The organism is Pseudomonas sp. SB113, from assembly GCF_040754745.1.
GTDB lineage: Bacteria > Pseudomonadota > Gammaproteobacteria > Pseudomonadales > Pseudomonadaceae > Aquipseudomonas > Aquipseudomonas grimontii.
Genome location: NZ_JBFMHW010000016.1, coordinates 40,691 through 57,409, shown reverse-complemented (window position 1 = coordinate 57,409; position 16,719 = coordinate 40,691). Strand labels below are relative to the sequence as shown.

The 16,719-nt window shown below is 60.9% G+C and carries 13 protein-coding genes; 3 read left to right on the top strand and 10 right to left on the bottom strand.

Translation table 11 applies throughout. From position 1 onward, the window contains the following. Nucleotides 1-723 precede the first annotated feature (723 nt). Nucleotides 724-993 (bottom strand): hypothetical protein, encoded by a 270-nt coding sequence (locus AB1462_RS20545; protein ID WP_367247780.1) that lies wholly within the window; start codon nucleotides 991-993, stop codon nucleotides 724-726. Nucleotides 994-1,240: 247 nt separating this feature from the next. Here AB1462_RS20545 and AB1462_RS20540 point away from each other — a divergent pair, with 247 nt between their 5' ends. Further along, nucleotides 1,241-2,455: an aldose 1-epimerase family protein gene (locus tag AB1462_RS20540; RefSeq protein ID WP_367247778.1), complete on the top strand. Its 1,215-nt coding sequence runs from the start codon at nucleotides 1,241-1,243 to the stop codon at nucleotides 2,453-2,455. A 208-nt stretch (nucleotides 2,456-2,663) separates the two neighbouring features. Here the strand turns inward: AB1462_RS20540 and AB1462_RS20535 are convergent, their stop codons facing one another. The 3 genes from AB1462_RS20535 to AB1462_RS20525 all read right to left on the bottom strand — a co-directional run bounded on the left by AB1462_RS20535 (nucleotide 2,664) and on the right by AB1462_RS20525 (nucleotide 7,312). Beyond that, the gene (locus AB1462_RS20535) at nucleotides 2,664-4,157 is read right to left on the bottom strand and encodes a methyl-accepting chemotaxis protein (RefSeq protein WP_090403675.1); all 1,494 of its coding nucleotides are present in this window, start codon (nucleotides 4,155-4,157) and stop codon (nucleotides 2,664-2,666) included. A 314-nt stretch (nucleotides 4,158-4,471) separates the two neighbouring features. Next, nucleotides 4,472-6,634: a TonB-dependent siderophore receptor gene (locus tag AB1462_RS20530; RefSeq protein ID WP_367247776.1), complete on the bottom strand. Its 2,163-nt coding sequence runs from the start codon at nucleotides 6,632-6,634 to the stop codon at nucleotides 4,472-4,474. A 186-nt stretch (nucleotides 6,635-6,820) separates the two neighbouring features. Then, nucleotides 6,821-7,312 (bottom strand): Lrp/AsnC family transcriptional regulator, encoded by a 492-nt coding sequence (locus AB1462_RS20525; protein ID WP_259192982.1) that lies wholly within the window; start codon nucleotides 7,310-7,312, stop codon nucleotides 6,821-6,823. 121 nt (nucleotides 7,313-7,433) lie between these two features. On the opposite strand from AB1462_RS20525, the gene AB1462_RS20520 reads away from it, so the two are divergent. Both AB1462_RS20520 and AB1462_RS20515 read left to right on the top strand, forming a co-directional pair. Further along, nucleotides 7,434-8,468, top strand: coding sequence for a histone deacetylase family protein (locus tag AB1462_RS20520; protein WP_259192981.1), 1,035 nt, complete (start codon nucleotides 7,434-7,436; stop codon nucleotides 8,466-8,468). 69 nt (nucleotides 8,469-8,537) lie between these two features. Further along, nucleotides 8,538-9,944 (top strand): amino acid permease, encoded by a 1,407-nt coding sequence (locus tag AB1462_RS20515; RefSeq protein WP_259192980.1) that lies wholly within the window; start codon nucleotides 8,538-8,540, stop codon nucleotides 9,942-9,944. A gap of 12 nt (nucleotides 9,945-9,956) precedes the next feature. Here AB1462_RS20515 and AB1462_RS20510 read toward each other — a convergent pair whose 3' ends face one another. The 6 genes from AB1462_RS20510 to AB1462_RS20485 form a co-directional block, all read right to left on the bottom strand. Next, nucleotides 9,957-12,527, bottom strand: coding sequence for an autotransporter outer membrane beta-barrel domain-containing protein (locus AB1462_RS20510; protein ID WP_367247774.1), 2,571 nt, complete (start codon nucleotides 12,525-12,527; stop codon nucleotides 9,957-9,959). Nucleotides 12,528-12,775: 248 nt separating this feature from the next. After that, the gene (locus AB1462_RS20505) at nucleotides 12,776-13,537 is read right to left on the bottom strand and encodes a PIG-L deacetylase family protein (protein WP_259192978.1); all 762 of its coding nucleotides are present in this window, start codon (nucleotides 13,535-13,537) and stop codon (nucleotides 12,776-12,778) included. 176 nt (nucleotides 13,538-13,713) lie between these two features. Beyond that, on the bottom strand, nucleotides 13,714-14,373 hold the full coding sequence (locus AB1462_RS20500; RefSeq protein ID WP_090403688.1) for a glycosyltransferase: 660 nt from the start codon (nucleotides 14,371-14,373) through the stop codon (nucleotides 13,714-13,716). Then, nucleotides 14,370-14,969 (bottom strand): nodulation S family protein, encoded by a 600-nt coding sequence (locus AB1462_RS20495; RefSeq protein ID WP_259192976.1) that lies wholly within the window; start codon nucleotides 14,967-14,969, stop codon nucleotides 14,370-14,372. The genes AB1462_RS20500 and AB1462_RS20495 overlap by 4 nt, the downstream gene beginning before the upstream one ends. Continuing rightward, nucleotides 14,966-15,724, bottom strand: a complete 759-nt coding sequence (locus AB1462_RS20490) for a PIG-L deacetylase family protein (RefSeq protein ID WP_367247772.1) — start codon at nucleotides 15,722-15,724, stop codon at nucleotides 14,966-14,968. The genes AB1462_RS20495 and AB1462_RS20490 overlap by 4 nt, the downstream gene beginning before the upstream one ends. Further along, entirely contained in the window at nucleotides 15,721-16,719 is a 999-nt protein-coding gene (locus AB1462_RS20485; RefSeq protein ID WP_367247771.1) for an acyl-CoA dehydrogenase, read from the bottom strand. The genes AB1462_RS20490 and AB1462_RS20485 overlap by 4 nt, the downstream gene beginning before the upstream one ends.

The following is a 16,719-nucleotide window of genomic DNA, read 5'->3' as shown; positions in this document are numbered from 1 at the left end:
GCAGGTATTCTTTTGTTCGACGCAACGAGTAGCGGCGTTATTTCCTAGCTGGCTTAAACTTGTACAAATTATTATTCATGTACAAGTCTTGTACAACTATATTGGGATGATGTCGTCATGACATCATTCAATCCCGATGAACGGTCAGTAACCACCGGTTTCTGGCAGGCGCGAGAAATAGAGGCCTGGCTATCGGGCTGACTACTGTTGGCGGCGATACAGCCCAAGGCCATCTTTGGGCCGATAGAATCCTGTGAGTGCTGTAGAAATGCGTAGCGCTATTTCTGTACAGGTATTTTGTAGGGGGGCGAGCTAGGGCGCGCTCGTTGTGAGCATGCGCTGCGACAGGGGCTGTTGCCGTTTCATCGCGAGCCGCGTTGCTGCGAGAAATGGCTCCCGGTTATGGGGGGCGAGTTCATTCTCGGATCTCCATGCGAGATGGCTGGGCGGGTTGGCCCAACGTGCGGCGAGGGGGTTATGCGAATGGCGAGCGATGGCGTTGACAGCCCCACTTGCGGGACATTCATGCCGGCTGGCCGAGCATGAGAGGGACTAACGGATTGATCGACATGAACGTCTGATTGGTCGATTTTGCCAGCTTATCAACCGCCAGTTATCTCCGGCGTTAATGTCTGCTTTTGGCCGCTCTCTGTCAGTCGCGCGAGACAGAAAGCGACCCAATATAGATAGTCCATGTTGAACGCAATAAACTGTCGGGATGAATTACTCCCCGGATTGCAAGCGCTCGATAGCTTCGAGAAGCTGGCCGTCGAAGTACTCGGTTTCATCTCGTTCCTGGTCTTTCATGCGGCGCTTCGCCTCAATCAGCAAGTGTTTCGTCGCGATGTTCTGATTCAAAAAAGTAGCGACCATAAGATCATTCAAACTCTCTAGAGGTGTGTCCCATGCCTCCCTGCAACGCTGAATGAGTCCTGTGGGGGTATCCCCACTCCATGGACCTAAAATATCCGAAACTGCCAGGGTGGAGGTCATGAGCCTGCCTTTGAGAGAAGTGGAAAGGCTGATAATTTCGCACGCTCGGGAGATTGATGAATAGCGAAATCGAATGCCCGCTTCTGGCCGATCGCTGCCTTTCGCGAAGAGCAGCTTAGGGTCGATTTTAGCCGGTCACAGAAGACAGAAATTGGCTATCAGCGACATTACCCTGTCGATCTTTTAGCTTGCTGAAACGTTTCATCACGTTTATAAAAATGGCACAACTCCAAGAAAGGCTGCCGCCATGACCCCGCTCAAACTTTTTGTTGCCATCAGCGCACTGTCCGCTGCCTCCCATGCCATGGCCTGGGATTACGTTCTGCTCGACACTGACAAAGCCGCCCAGAGCTGGCGGATCACCAGTCAGCAACTCGGAATAAAAACCGACAAACCCTTCAGCGTTACCTTGCGTACCTTGCACGGCGGTCGGCAGGAGGGCGTCAGTATCGTCGACATCGATAATGGCACGATGAAACTCTCGGTAGTGCCGACTCGCGGAATGAACGTCTTGCAGGCCTCGGTTGGCAATGTACGCATGGGCTGGGATTCGCCGGTCAAGGAAGTGGTCAATCCGTCTTTCATCGAACTCAATGGCCGCGGTGGTCTGGGCTGGTTGGAAGGTTTCAATGAGCTGGTCACCCGCTGTGGATACGAATGGGTCGGCCACCCAGGCGTCGACAACGGCGAACTGCTGACCCTGCACGGTCGGGCCGCCAACATTCCTGCGAATAAAGTCACGCTGCATATCGATGAAAAACCACCGTACGCCATCACTCTGCGCGGCGAGCTGAAAGAGCAGGCGTTCAAGAAGGTCGACTTCTCGGTCGCGACCGAACTGGTCACCGAACCCGGAAGCGTGGTGTTCGCCCTCAACGACACCCTGACCAACAACGGCGACTATCCGAAGGAATACCAGGCGCTGTATCACAGCAACTTCAGCACCCCATTCCTGGAGCAGGGCGCTCGTTTCGCCGCGCCGGTGAAACAGGTGTCGCCGTTCAACGACAAGGCCAAGGACGATCTCCCCGACTGGCAAACCTACCGTGCACCGACCAGGGACTACGACGAAACGGTGTACAACGTGGTGCCGTATGCCGATGCCAAGGGCGATACGTTGACCGTGTTGCATAACAAGGCCGGCAGCCTGGGCGTTTCGGTCGGCTTCAATACCCAGACACTGCCCGTGTTTTCCCTGTGGAAAAACACCGACACCCAAGGTCAGGGCTATGTCACGGGGCTGGAGCCGGGGACAAGCTTTTCCTACAACCGCCGTTATCAGCGGCCACTGAATCTGGTACCGACAATTGGGCCCAAGGAACACAAGCAGTTCCGCATCAGCTATAGCTTGTTGGCGGATAAGGCGGCGGTGGATAGAGCCTTGAAGGAGGTTAGCGAGATTCAGGATGGGCGGGAGACTGAGGTGCGGCAGACGCCGTTGGTTGATCTTACCAAGGGGTGACACGGGCTGGAGCATTGTCGGCCGATATTGCAGCCCCTGGGCCATGTGTTCGCGTCTGATCCCGTCAGCTCGTTCAAGGTCCACCACCGAGCGCGCGACCTTGAGTGGCGATGGGTCGCTCGCAACGATTCGGTCACTGTCCGCGGTTGGCCGATAGCAACCCTTCAAAAATAACGGACTTTCACCGAAAGCAGCCCCTCCATCCCCCTCACTGATGAAACCTTCTCCCCAACGCATCCAACCGCACCGCAATCGGCGGCAACTGCTCGCTGCTCCTGGCCAACATCTCCACATCCTCTGCCGTGCTCTGCGCAATGCTCTGCACCGACTGCAAGCGTCCGACAATCTCCAGGTTCGCTGAAGTCTGTTCCCGCGTGGTGATCACAATCCGCCCATTCAGCGCATCGATCTGGCTGATGTCATTGCCCACCGCCCGTAGCATTTCCACCGCGAGTTGGCTGTCTTCCACGCAGCGTTCCACGCCCTGGCGGCTGTCGTGCATGGCTTCCACGGCCTGGCGGCTGCCTTGCTGCAGGCCCTCGATGATGGTTTTGATTTCCTGGGTGGAGACGGCGGTGCGTTGCGCCAGGCTGCGTACTTCGTCGGCGACGACGGCGAAGCCGCGGCCTTGTTCGCCGGCGCGGGCGGCTTCGATGGCGGCGTTGAGGGCGAGGAGGTTGGTCTGGTTGGCGATGCTGCTGATGACTTCCAGTACCGAGCCGATTTGTTCGGCCTTAACGGCCAGGCCTTGGACGGTGTGGTTGGTGCCTTCCAGGCGGGTGGCCAGTTGGGTGATTTCGTGTTGGGCGCGGCCGACGCTTTCCTGGCCGCGCAGGATTTGTTGGCTGGCGACGCCCGCGTGTTCAACCGCTTCTTCGACGTGCACCGTAATGTGGCCCATGGCGTCTTCCATGCGCTGCATGGAGTCGGTCATTTGCGCGATTTCGACTAGTTGGTGGCGCGCGCCTTTTTCCAGGGTGCCGCTGGCGTGGGCCAGTTCCTGGCCGAGTTGGCCGAGGCCGTGGGAGTCGCGGGCGACGCCGTCGATAAGGTGGGTGATCTGTTGCAGGAAATGGTCGAAGCGCTTGGCGAGGGATACGTGCACCTTGCCTTCGCCTTTGGCGCTATCCACGGTGAATTGGGTGGTGACGGCGAGCATTTTTTCCAGCATTTCCTCGCTCTCCACCGCTTCGGCCTGGCTGTTTACCGCGAGGTAGAGCAGGGCGATGGTTTCCATCACCACGTAGAAGGCGTGGACGAACACCATGGTCCAACCGCCGTGATGCGCCATCACAAACACCGGGAAGCCTTGATGCTGCAATGCATGGAACACCACGTGGTGTACTGCAATCGTCAGTGCGGCCACCAGGATCGGCAGCCAGTCTCGATAGAACGTCAGTACCGCCAGCAGCGCGAAAATCCCGAAGTGCGCTTCGATCACGCCCTGGGCCTGGTTGATGTGCAGCGCCGCCATGACCATCAAGCCTGCGCCCAGTGCGCAACGCATCACCCGAGTGCCGCCGATGACGCGGTAGAGCGCGGTGAGCACGGCGCTTGTGCCTGCCCCCACGACAATCGCCTGGATCAGGGTGTCGTGCCAGAACGCCAGGCCGACGGAGAACAGGAACATCAGCCATATCAACGCCAGCATGATGCGGTCGGCCTTGCGGTAGTGCTCCAGGAAACGTGCGCGTGCGGGCATTCACTCTTACTCCATGTGGTCTGGCAAGGATCAAAGCATGCGGCGTGCCACTACGGCCCGCTGGTACAGAGCAAAGCAGGTATCAGGCACTTTGCAGGTGCAGGGAAACCAAAAAGCTTATCGGCATGGGGGGAGGGGACTTTAAGTGCGAACGCGTTCAGAGGGGGCAGACGACATTCCTGGTGGCAAGCGGGGGGGGAATGTGGGAGGGGGCTTGCTCCCGATAGCGGTAGCACAGTCACAGCATCATTGACTGACCCAACGCTATCGGGAGCAAGCCCCTCCCACATTAGGACCCCCGTTCGCCAGGTGGATCAGAAGCTGTACTTGGCAGTCAGCATCATATTGCGTGGAGTGCCGTAGGCGTCGCCACCGTAGCTCGCGGAGTTGGCGATGGTGGAGTAATAGCGGCGGTCGAAGATGTTGTTGGCGTTGAGCTGCAGGTCCAGGTGGTCGTTGACCTTGTAGCCGGCCATCAGGTCGGTGACGGCGTAGGCGCCCTGCTGTAGGCGATAGGTGCTGCCATCAGTCAGTTTGACGTCGTTGTACATGCGGCTCTGCCAGGAGATGTTGCCACCCACGCGCAGTTTCTCCAGCGGGCCCTGGAAGTTGTAGCGGGTGGTCAGCTTGAACAGGTGCTCCGGGGTGTCGGTGTCGTACTGCTTGTTGACCTTCTGCGGGTTGGCGTCGTCCTTGATGGTGTGGGTGCGGGCGTAGGTGTAGCCACCGCCGACCTGCCAGTTTTCGGTCAGCGCGCCTTGCAGTTCGAAGTCGATACCTTGGCTGCGAATCTCGCCGGAGGCTTCATAGCACTCGGTCTGCGGGCAGTTTTGCACGGTCACTTGCGTGGCGCGGTTTTCCTGGTCGACACGGAACAGCGCCACGCTCGCATTCAGCGCGCCACCCAGGTATTCGCCCTTGATGCCGACCTCGTAGTTCTTGCCGACAATCGGTTTGACCGGGGTACCGGACGTGTCCTTGGAACTCTGCGGCGTGAAGATGTCGCTGTAGCTGACATAGACCGAGTGCTGGTCGTCCAGCTCGTAGATCAGCCCCGCGTAGCGCGTGAGGTTGCGGGTGACCTTGTAGTCGCCGGTGTTGTCGCCATGGGCATCGTAGTCATACCAGTCCAGGCGTGCGCCGAGGATCAGTTTCAGCGGGTCGGCCAGGCTCAGGCGCGAAGTCAGGTAGAAACCATCCTGGGTGGTGACTTCGCGGGTATCGGAGGTGTGGACGAAGTCCGGTTTGCCCGCAGTGAGCGGCCAGTTCATGTTGTAGGGGCTGTAGTCGTGGGTGGTCATGTCGTAGATGCGTCGGCTGGCGCCCACCACCAGTTCATGGGTGCGCCCGAACGCCTGGAACGGGCCGCTGGCAAAGGCGTCGACGCCGGCCTGGTTTTCGTCGTAGGCGGCCTGGTAGACAGTGCGCGCCAGGGTGTTGTTGACCCAGCGCGACTGGTAGGAGCCGGAGAACAACGCGTTCTGTTCGGCGTAGTTGGCGTTGACCTGAAGCTTCCAGTCATTGGCCAGGCGCTGGCGCAGTTCGGCGAAGACCGTGTTGATTTCCTGGTCTTTGTTCTCCCAGTCGGTGCCGGGGTTGTAGGAGCGCGGTAGGTCCAGGTGATGGCCGTCCTGGCCGATCATTGACGAGCCCCAGAAGTAGTTGGTCTTGTCCTTCTGGTTCGAGAAGCCGAGGGTCAGGCTGGTGTCTTCGCTCAGGTCGGCTTCGGTGACGGCGTAGAACAGGCCGTGATAGTCCTCGGCGTGGTCGATGAAGCTGTTGGCGTCACGGTAGGAGGTGACCACTCGACCGCGCCAGGTGCCGCTGTCGTTGAGCGGGCTGGAGGCGTCGAGTTCGCCACGGTAGTCATCCCAGCTGCCGGCAGCGCCGGTGAGGGTGACTTTTTGCTCGTCCAGCGGCCGTTTGCGGATCAGGTTGATGGCCGCCGAAGGATTACCCGCACCGGTCACCAGGCCGGTAGCGCCGCGCACCACCTCGACACGGTCGAACATCGCCAGGTTCGGCTGGGCGCCGACCGAAACCCCGTTATAGCCGCTGGGGATGCCGTCATACATCAGGTTGTCGATGTCGAAGCCGCGCGCGGTGTAGGACTGCCGGCCAGGTCCGCTGGAGTAATTAAGGAACAGCCCCGGCGTGGCGTTGACCACGTCGTTGATGCTGGTCATCGCCTGGTCATCCATGCGCTGACGGGTAATGACGGTGACCGCCTGCGGGGTTTCACGCAGGGTGAGGGGCAGTTTGGTCGCGGTCTTCATTGCGCCGGTGGTGTAGGACTGTGTGCCCTCGGTGGTTTCGCCCAACTGCTGCTCGCCGGAGATCTGGGTAGCACCCAGTTCCAGGGTGGTTGTCGGCGTCTGCGCGTCGGCAGCGAAGGCCGCGTGCGAGGTGGCGAGACAGACCGCCAACGCGATCAGACTGGGTGTAAAACCTTTACCGCTGTGTTGTTGCACAGACATGGAACGGACTCTCCCTTAAGTACCGTCCTTGGCGAATAATAAATCTGTTGATAATTATTCGCATTAGTTTGGCAGATTAAACCCACAGGAAAAAGCCTTTGGGGATAATTAGTTAACGAATTTTTCACATCTTGAGGGCAGGCTTTTAGCCATCACCTGCCGTGCGCCATTTCTTCTTTAGCGCGCTCAATCGCGTTTTGGAATCGCCACCCGACTCGTCGCCTTCACCTCCCGCAACGCCAGGCTCGACTGGATCGAGGCAATCCCCAACTGCCGCCGCAGCACGCTCTCGACAAACTCGCTGTAGCTGTCCAGGTCCTCTGCCAATACCTGCAACAGATAGTCGGCATCGCCGGTGATCTTGTGGCACGACAGCACCTGAGGCAGCTCTTTGACCACCGCTTCAAACGCATCCGGCGCATGGTCGGTGTGGATCGCAAAACGCACATGCACAAACGCCATGATGTCCAGGCCCAGCAGCTTGCGATCGAGGTTGGCCTGGTAGTCCTTGATCACGCCTTCTTCTTCCAGGCGTTTGCGCCGACGCCAGCAGGGGGTGAGGCTCAGGGACAGACGCTCGCTCAGTTGGGCGTTGGAAATACTCGCGTCTTCCTGCAGCAGGGCGAGGATGGCGAGATCGGTGTCGTCAAGAACGACCTGCTTGGTTTTATTTTTCATATTTGGCTATCACCGGGGTAAAAACACCCGATAAAGCTATCAGTGCCAGAAGTAAAAGCAAAGAAAGCCCGGCGCTGCCAGAACAAAATAGACCCTGTCTTTTACTGGCGGATGTATCCAAATGCTGACTGTTTTTAGTGATGACCACCGTTTGCACCACGGCACCGAACTCAAGGATGGCGTGCTCAAACCCTCATTCGAACAACCCAGCCGCGCCGACACCGTGCGTGACCGCGTCCGGCACGTTGGGCTGGGCGATATTATCGTGCCGCGCAGCTTTGATCGTGCCTGCTACGTCAACGCCCACAGCGAACGCTACGTCAGCTTCCTCGAAACCGCCTGGGGCGAATGGACCGCCATCGGCCGCAGCCATGACGCGCTGCCGCTGGTATGGCCGGTACGCGACCTGGCCAATCAGCAGGTGCCGGACTTCATCGACGGCAAACTGGGTTTCTTTGCCATGGACGCCGGCTCGCCGATCACCGCCACCACCTGGCAGGCGGTCAAGACCAGCGCGGATATTGCGCTCACCGGCCTGGCGCTGATCGACGAAGGCCACAACAGCGCTTTCGCCCTATGCCGCCCACCGGGGCACCATGCGGCCCGCGAATACATGGGCGGTTATTGCTACCTCAACAATGCCGCGATTGCCGCGCAGCAGGCCATCACCCAAGGCGCCAGGCGCGTCGCGGTACTCGATGTGGATTTTCACCACGGCAACGGCACGCAGAATATTTTCTACGAGCGCCCGGACGTGCTGTTCATCTCCCTGCACGGCGACCCGTTGGTGTCCTATCCGTACTTTTCCGGTGCCGACAGCGAGCGCGGCGCAGGGGCCGGGGAGGGCTTCAACCTGAATTACCCCTTGCCGAAAAACACCACGTGGAATCAGTACAAAACCGCACTGATCCACGCCTGCCAGCAACTGAAACACTTCGCCCCCGAGGTGCTGGTGATCTCCCTCGGCGTCGACACCTTCAAGGACGACCCCATCAGCCACTTCCTGCTCGACAGCCAGGACTTCCTCAGCATGGGTGAGCTCATCGCCGGCGTGGGCGTACCGACGCTGTTCGTGATGGAAGGCGGCTACATGGTCGACGAGATCGGCATCAATGCCGTCAACGTCCTGCACGGCTTCGAAAGCAAGACCGCCTGACCCCCATAACAACAAACGCTCGATTCTTTTTTTCTGCCAAAACTCAAAAACATAACAAGAGGTTTTGTGATGAAAACAACCACGTCCGGGCTGTGTGAAAAGCCTGCGTTGCAACGCACCCTGAGCAACCGCCATATCCAGCTGATGGCCATGGGCGGTGCGATCGGCACCGGCCTGTTCATGGGCTCCGGCAAGATCATCGCGTTGTCCGGTACCTCGATCATCCTGATCTACATGATCATCGGGCTGTTCGTGTATTTCGTGATGCGCGCCATGGGTGAGCTGCTGCTGTCCAACCTTAACTTCAAGAGCTTCGCCGATTTTGCCGGCGCGTACCTGGGGCCGCGCGCGGCGTTCTTTCTCGGTTGGTCGTACTGGCTGAGCTGGAGCGTGGCCGTGGTGGGGGATGCGGTGGTGGTCGGTGGCTTCTTCCAGTACTGGTTCCCTGATGTACCGGCGTGGATGCCTGCCGTGGGCATGTTGCTGACGCTGTTCGCGTTAAACGTGCTGACGGTGAAGCTGTTTGGCGAAGTGGAGTTCTGGTTCGCAATCATCAAGATCATCGCCGTGGTGACCCTGATCGGCGTGAGTGTGGTGCTGATTGCCAGCTCGTTTGTCTCGCCCACCGGGGTCACGGCGTCCTTGAGCCACTTGCTGGATAAACAGGCGGCGTTTCCCAACGGCCTGTTCGGTTTTTTTGCCGGGTTCCAGATGGCGATTTTTTCCTTTGCCGGCACCGAGCTTATCGGCACCGCAGCGGCTGAAACCCGTGCGCCGGAGAAGACCTTGCCCAAGGCGATCAACTCGATTCCGCTGCGGATCATCCTGTTTTACGTGCTGGCCCTGGCGTGCATCATCGCGGTGACGTCGTGGCAGCAGGTGTCGCCGAGCAAGAGCCCGTTCGTTGAATTGTTCCTGGTCGCTGGCTTTCCGGCGGCGGCGGGCATCGTGAACTTCGTAGTGCTGACATCGGCGGCGTCGTCCGCCAACAGTGGCGTGTTTTCCGCCAGCCGCATGCTGTTCGGCCTGGCCGACCTGGGGGACGCGCCGGGCATTTTCCGGCGGCTGTCGACCAGCAGCGTGCCGTTTATCAGCCTGGCGTTTACCACCTTGTTGATGCTGCTCGGCCTGGTGTTGCTGTTTGTGGTACCGGAGGTCATGACCGCCTTCACGATCGTGTCGACGGTCTCGGCGATCCTGGTGATTTTCACCTGGTCGACCATCCTCGCGTCCTACATCGCCTACCGCAAAAAGCGCCCGGACCTGCATGCTAAATCCCTCTACAAGATGCCCGGTGGGGTGCCGATGGCCTGGTTTTCCCTGGGGTTCCTGGCATTCGTGCTGTGCCTGCTGGCATTGCGGCCGGATACACGCTTGGCGCTGTGCGTGATGCCGGCCTGGTTTATCTGGCTGGCGGTGGCCTTTCAGTTTTCACGCTTCAAGGCCTCTGGCGCGGTCAACGCCGGTCAACGGTGATTCACACGGTCCTCAGAAGTCCATTTTCAGCCCAACCGTGCCTTGACGGCCGTTGAAGGTGTTGCTGTCGAGGTTGCGGTTGTAGCCCACCTCACCGTAAAGGCTGATGGCCGTGGCCACCTTCAGCGTGGCGCCGACACTCAGGTCCAACGTGGTGGATTTCTGCTCGGTATCGATGGCTGTCACATCGTTGAACGTCACGGTGTTCTGCCCGGCGCTGGTGTGCCAGACATTGGCCCGTACGTAGGGTTGCAGCGGCATGCCGCGCACCTGGTAGTCGCCGCGCAGGCGTACCCCCAGGCGGGTGGTGACGTTGGTGTTGGCGTCATAGGAGACGTCGGCGATACCGTCGTTTTGCTTATCCAGCCTGGTCTTGCCGACGATCAGTTGCGCCTGGGGTTCCACCACCCAGTTGTCCACCCACGCAAACGGCCAGCCGAGTTCAGCGGACGCCGTGACGTTGTGCCCATGGGTGTCCATCTTCACACCGTGATCCGACTCGTTGCTGCCGTTGAAGCGGGTGCCCATCAACACCAGGTCGAGGTAGGCCTGGTTGGCCCCGATCAGCGTCCAGTACACCCCAAGGCTATCCCCGCGCAGGGTGGTCTTGCCGGCGTCCTTGTCTTGCCAGCCACCGTTGAAACCCTTGATGTTGCCTTTGAGGGTGCTGTGGCCAACAAAGAATCCGCTGCGTTGGGTAAGGCCATCGGCGTTGGTGCTGGCGTATACGTCGCTGCCCACCTGGAAGCCCGTCACCGAGCTGTCCAGCGTAGGGCTGACCGTCCCAGAGAAACCCTGGCGGCTGCTGGTGCCATAAACCCGACCCCAACCTGCTGGAAATGCATCGGTTTGCTGCTGCTGGCTCTGGTCACCCATGCGCTGGTGAAAAGTGCCGAGCATACCCTGCACGATTTGCTGGGCGGCGGGAAACAGCGCGGCGTAGATCGGCACTTCCGGACGGTAAATGGGGATGGGTGTCGTGCCGGGGTTGGGCGGCAGTGGCGGGTCACCGGGAACGGGGATTGGTAACGGCACGACGATCACCGGGTCAGGCGGCACTACCGGTATCGTTGAACGCAGGTAGTAGTTGTCGGCCGTGCCGGCCGTCACGCCGCCCTTGAACAGGTAGTAGTCGAACGCGCCGGCAGACACCGGGCGGCCGAGGGTAAAGGCGCTGCCACTGTTGGTTGCACCGTTGAGGGCCTGCACCACCTGGATACCGTCTTGCAGGGTCGCCGCGCCGGCACCGCCCAGGTTAGTGACGATGATAGTCGTGTCGCCGCTGAGGGTGCCTTGGTTGACGATCAGTTTGTCGCTGGGCGAGCCATCGCCGCCCAAGACACTTTGCAGCGCGAGTTGACCACCGCTGCCGCTGTAGTGGCCATTGACCGTCAGGGTGTCGGTGGCGATGGAGCTGCCGGTAGTCATGTCGATCAGGCCATTGTTGTTGTTCAACGTCGCCAACTGGCCCACGGTAAAGGGGCTGATGACCCCTGTGCTGACCAGCAGCGCACTGCCGCCATGAATGTTCAGGGTGCCGGTACCGGTGGCGGTATCGCCAAGGGTGAATGTGCCGCCAAGGGTCAGTTGCGAACGGTTATCCAGGTTCACCGTTTCCCAGTTCTGGTACCGCGTCGGCGTGCCGACCTGGGTGTTATCGAACGTCAGGGTATCCAGGCCCAGGCCACCGTCCACCACCGGGGTAGGGGACACGATGGCTTCAGTCAGGTTCTGTAGCAGGGCGGTATCGTTATCGCCGCCCATCAGCACCGCCGAATTGATCTGGCCGCCGTCGCGCCACTCGAGGACGTCGTCGCCAAAGCTGGTAAGAACTTGCCCATTCACCGTACCACCGGTGATGGTAACGTTATCGACGCCGCCACTGGTGCTGATATTGCCGCCAATGGAACTGTTGCCCGAGACCAGGACGGAGTCGTTGCCGAACCCTGTCACCAGGTTGCCCACGATGGTGCCTCCGCGCATATCAAACACGTTGTCGTCGAGCTTCATGTCGACACGGCCGATGCTGCCGCCGGTCATCAGCGCCACGTCGCCATCTTCAAAGGCTCCGGTGATGGTGCCGGCGCTCATAGTGAAGTGGTCGATGCCGTCCCCTTGGAAGAGTGCGCTGATCGTGCCGCCGCTCATTGAGAACGTGTCGGCGCCGGCACCCTGGCTGATGCTGGCGGCTTGCCCACCGCTTATTTGCACGATGTCGTTACCTGCGCCTTGCAAAGTCGCGCTGTTGACCCGCCCTTGAAACAGCCGAAAGATATTCGCGCCATCCCCCATGTTGACCCCGTTGATTTCGATCACTGCGTCCGGTGTATTCAACTCGATCAAGTCATTGCCAGCGCCGTAGTTCACACCCTGTACGCTGCCGTTGCCTGACGGAAAGATCAGGCTGTTGTTGCCTTGCGTATCTACGAGATTGCCGCCGGCACCACTGGTGCAGTTAATCACGTCATCGCCTGCGGTGATCGTAAAGGCGCAGGCATTCGCCCTGTCAGAACCGATAGACAGCCATGATGTCGCGGCAATCGCTACGCTCAGGCAAGCCAGGGGGGGAAGTCGTTTGCTCATGATCCATCCTCGCTCAACTCGACCTATCTCGACGGTGCCTGGTGACAGGCACGGTTAAGACCATGGCAACGATAAACGCGATACGGATCAGGAACGGCGGGATACCTGGATCTGAAAACACCGGCCAATGCAAAGGGTTGGCATGGCTTTCTCGACTGCACCTCAACCTGTGCAGCACTTTTTGCACCTTAGACGCACATCATGGCGAGCGCTACTGTCAGAAATAACAGGTACAGACGAGTGGGCGTTTACGCAAACACAATCTCGTAAGGCTCGCGCATACGTTCAAGCAGCTCCTGGGCCAGGATCGGTGCCAGGCCGATCTGCGGGTCGCCCGCCAATTGGCTGGCATACGCATGGACGGCGTGGAGCTTGCGCGCCACGCTCCAGATGTCCAGGCGCACCTTGCGTGCGCGCTGCCAGGGGATCATCGCGCCTTCGCGCGCGGGCCAGTGCCAGGCCCGGATCGGCAGTTCATACAACTGCGCACCCACCAGGCTGCAGGCCTTGGCACTGGCACGGCCGACGGCGTCGTGGTCGGTGTTGCCGTCGTTGCGCCAGGTGGTAAACACCACATCGCCCGGTTGCAGGTAACGCGCGATAAATTGGCTCAGCTGCGGTTCACGGGTTGCCAGCGCGTTGTCGCAAAAACCGCCGCGAATCCACTTCAGGCTGTGCAGAGGCATGCCCAGGCGGCGCAGTGCTTCGGCGCTTTCCTGGGGCCGCACGACACTCAGGCGGCTGGCCGGCCAGACGTGCGAGCCGGGGTGGCTGGCGCTGCCGTCCGTGATGGAGATCAGTTGCAGGGGATATTCCAGGGTGCTGAGCAATTGCAGTAACCCGCCGCAGGCCAACACTTCGTCGCCGGGGTGGGGCGCAATCACCACTACGCGGGCGCCAGGCGGCACCAGTGAGGTCGGCGTGATCGGGGGAATTTGTGCCAGCTGCGGTGCGCTGTTCCAGATTTGCGCGGGGCCGCGGCGGCCGTCGCTTAAGGAGGCAAGCTTCATGGGTGACACATCCTTGTCGATTGATGCTGGGTCGTGGCCCGTTGACGGGACGACTCTATTTATTCACCACAGACTCCGCCGCGGTGTGTGCGTGGCAATCCAATCCTGAATGACCAGCAAGGCACCCTCAGCATAGACAAGGATTGGTCATTTTTACATTCTGTAATGTCGTTTTTTCAAGAAGGGATCATCAGGCTCTTCAAATAGTCGCCGAATCCGCCTTGGGCACGGGCCTCCAGGCGCGCGCTGGTGATGACTTGCGGCGCGTGGCTCCAGGCGATGGAAGCGCCGCAGCGTTCGAGGTCGCGCACCAGTTGCACATCTTCATGACACGGCAGCGGTTCGAACCCACCGGCGCGAACATAAGCACCGGCACTGATGCCCAGGTTGGCGCCATGGATATGCCGGTGATCGTCGCGGGCCTGGTATGCCTGCTGGTAACGGATCTGCGCCGCCGGGTCGAAGTCGTCGCTCCAGGCGTCCACGGTCACCGTACCGCACACCGCGTCGGCGCCGAGTGCCAATTGCGCCACCAGCCAATCGGGGGCCACGCGGCTGTCGGCGTCGGTGCACGAAATCCAGCGTACACCCTGGTTGAGCAGATGCCGCGCGCCCACCCCGCGCACGTGGCCCACATTGCGGGCCTGCACCTCCAGGCGCTGCACCGGGAAACCTTCGGCAATCGCGGCACTGGCATCGCTGCAACTGTCGAGCAGTACCAGGATCTGCACCGCTTCACCCTGCAAGCCTGGGTGGCTGGCGGCGACCAATGCTGCCTCCAGGCAGTCGCCGAGCAACGTCTCTTCGTTATGCACCGGGATCAGAATGCCGATCATCGCAAGCCCTCGAGGGTGGCGACCGAAGTGCCGTCGCGGCTCCACAGGTCGAGCAGGAAATCGGGTTCGTGGTGCGTGGCGACCAAGGGCATTGCCAGCCGTTCATGGAGCAGGGCGTGTACCTGTTCGGCGGTCTGCGGGCAACCTTCGATAGCCGGGCGCCAATGGCAGGCCAACACCTGGCCATTGGCGGTCAGGCTGTTGAGGGCGCGGTCGATCAAGTGGCGCAGGTCATCGGCGTCGAGGTAGTAGCACAGCTCGCTCAATACAATCAGCTCGAACTCGCCTGTCGGCCATTGCTCGGGCAAGCGGCTCTGTTGCACCTGGGCGTGGGCAAAGCCCAACAGGCGGCTGCGCGCCAGGGCGACGGCAGCCGAGGCGGTGTCGCAACACAACAGGCGATCACAGCGTGGCGCCAGCTCAAAGCTCAATTCGCCATTGGCACAACCGGGTTCGAACACCGAGGCATAGCGCGGCCGGGTCAACAGCGCCAGGGTCAGTGCGCGTTTGCGTCGCTCATACCAGCGTTGGCGAAAGGCCCAAGGGTCGTCGTTACCGGCAAACAGTTGATCGAAATAGGGCGTCGCCACACTCATACAAATACCACTTCAAAAGGTTGTAGCAGGCGCTCCACCACATAGGGCGCGAGCACCGGCGGCAGGCCGATGTGCGGGTCACCCTCCAGTTGGCTGGCGAACGCATGGATGGCGTGGCGCTTGCGCGCGACGGCTTCGCAGGTCAGCGGGATTTTGCGCGCGCGGTGCCACGGCACCAGGCTGTTTTCGGGGGACGCCCAGTGCCAGGTCCACACCGGCAGTTCGTACAGCGTTGCACCCACCGCCTGCGCCGCCTTGGCGCTGGCACGGCCAACCGCTTCATGGTCGCAATGGCCGTCCTCCCGCCAGGTGGTGAACACCACATCCGTGGGCTTGAGGTGGCGCTGGATAAAAGCACTGAGCTGTTCTTCCCGCGCCGCCACCTGGCTGTCGGTGAAACCGGCCCGCAACCATTTCAGGCTGTGCAACGGTACACCGAGGCGATGCAGGGCCTGCGCCGATTCCTGCGGGCGTACCACGCTCAAGCGCTCCACCGACCAGTGGGTGGAGCCCGGATGGCTGGCGCTGCCATCGGTCACCGAAATCAATTGAATAGGCCGGTCCAGCGCCGCCAAGCCTTGCAGCAGGCCGCCGCAGCCCAACACTTCGTCGTCCGGGTGCGGGGCGATGATTACGGCGCGATGGCCCTCGGGCACCAACTGTTCGACGCTGATCGTCGGCAGGTCGGCCATCAGCGGCGAGTCCTGCCAGCGATGCAACGGTGTGCCCTGGCCAACGATGGGGTTGGGTTTCATAGCTGCCACCTCCCTGAGGATTCGCCGGCAACCCGTTCACCGAGGGCCGCGAGGTCACGCTCGGCATGGCTTTGGCGTACATACACCGGCAGGTCCGCCATCAACTGGGCAAAGTGCCGGTCCTTGCAATACGGCCCCGCGCCCACAGCCCGGCCAACATGGCGGATCACCTGTTCAACGCTGTCTTCGACACAGGCCCGGGCCTGCTGGGCCAGTTGTCGGGCATCGGCCTTGGGCGTGCGATCCACCTGTTTGGCGCTGGCCCGCAGCACACACGCGGCGCTGTGCAGCGCACTGTCGACCGCGCCAAGGTGGGCGAGGGCATGGGGCTCCGGGCGCTTGCGGCAATGATCGCGCAAGGCTTGAGCCAGGCGTTGTGCAGCACCGTACCAGCAGGCCGCGATACCGATTCCGCCGTGCCAGAACCCGGCGCGAGCGAGGTAGTCGCCGGGGCCACCGACCGCAATCCCACTGGCGCCGTCGAATATGACCTCGACGCTGCCGGTGGCCGCCATGCCCACTGCGTCCCAACCCTCGTCTGTAACCCTGACGCCGGGTTGGTCCATTTGCACCGCGACCAGTTGCTGGCGCCCCTGATCATCCCAGGCCGTCAACAACCCATGGCTGACCACGGCTGCGCCGGAGCACCAGGCTTTACGCCCTTCCAGGCGCAAGCGTCGACCGTCCTGGCGCACCTGGACTTTGGCGTTCGGCGGTTCCGCGGCCCACATGCCCCAGATGCTGCCCAGCGGCGGCAACGAGCAGTTGAGTTCGGCCATGATTGCCAACGCATCGGTGTGGCCTTCGAACAACTTGCACAGGCGCAGGTCATGGCTGGCCACCTGCGCCAGCTGACTGAGCCGCACCAACGTCTGGCCGCTGCCGGGCAGGGGCAGTTGGTCCAGCCCCTCCCTCTGGAGCGCCTTCAGGACCTCGCCGAGGGCCTGCGTGTCCGCGTAGCCCTCGTAGTCTTGAAGTAATGCATGCAACGCCAT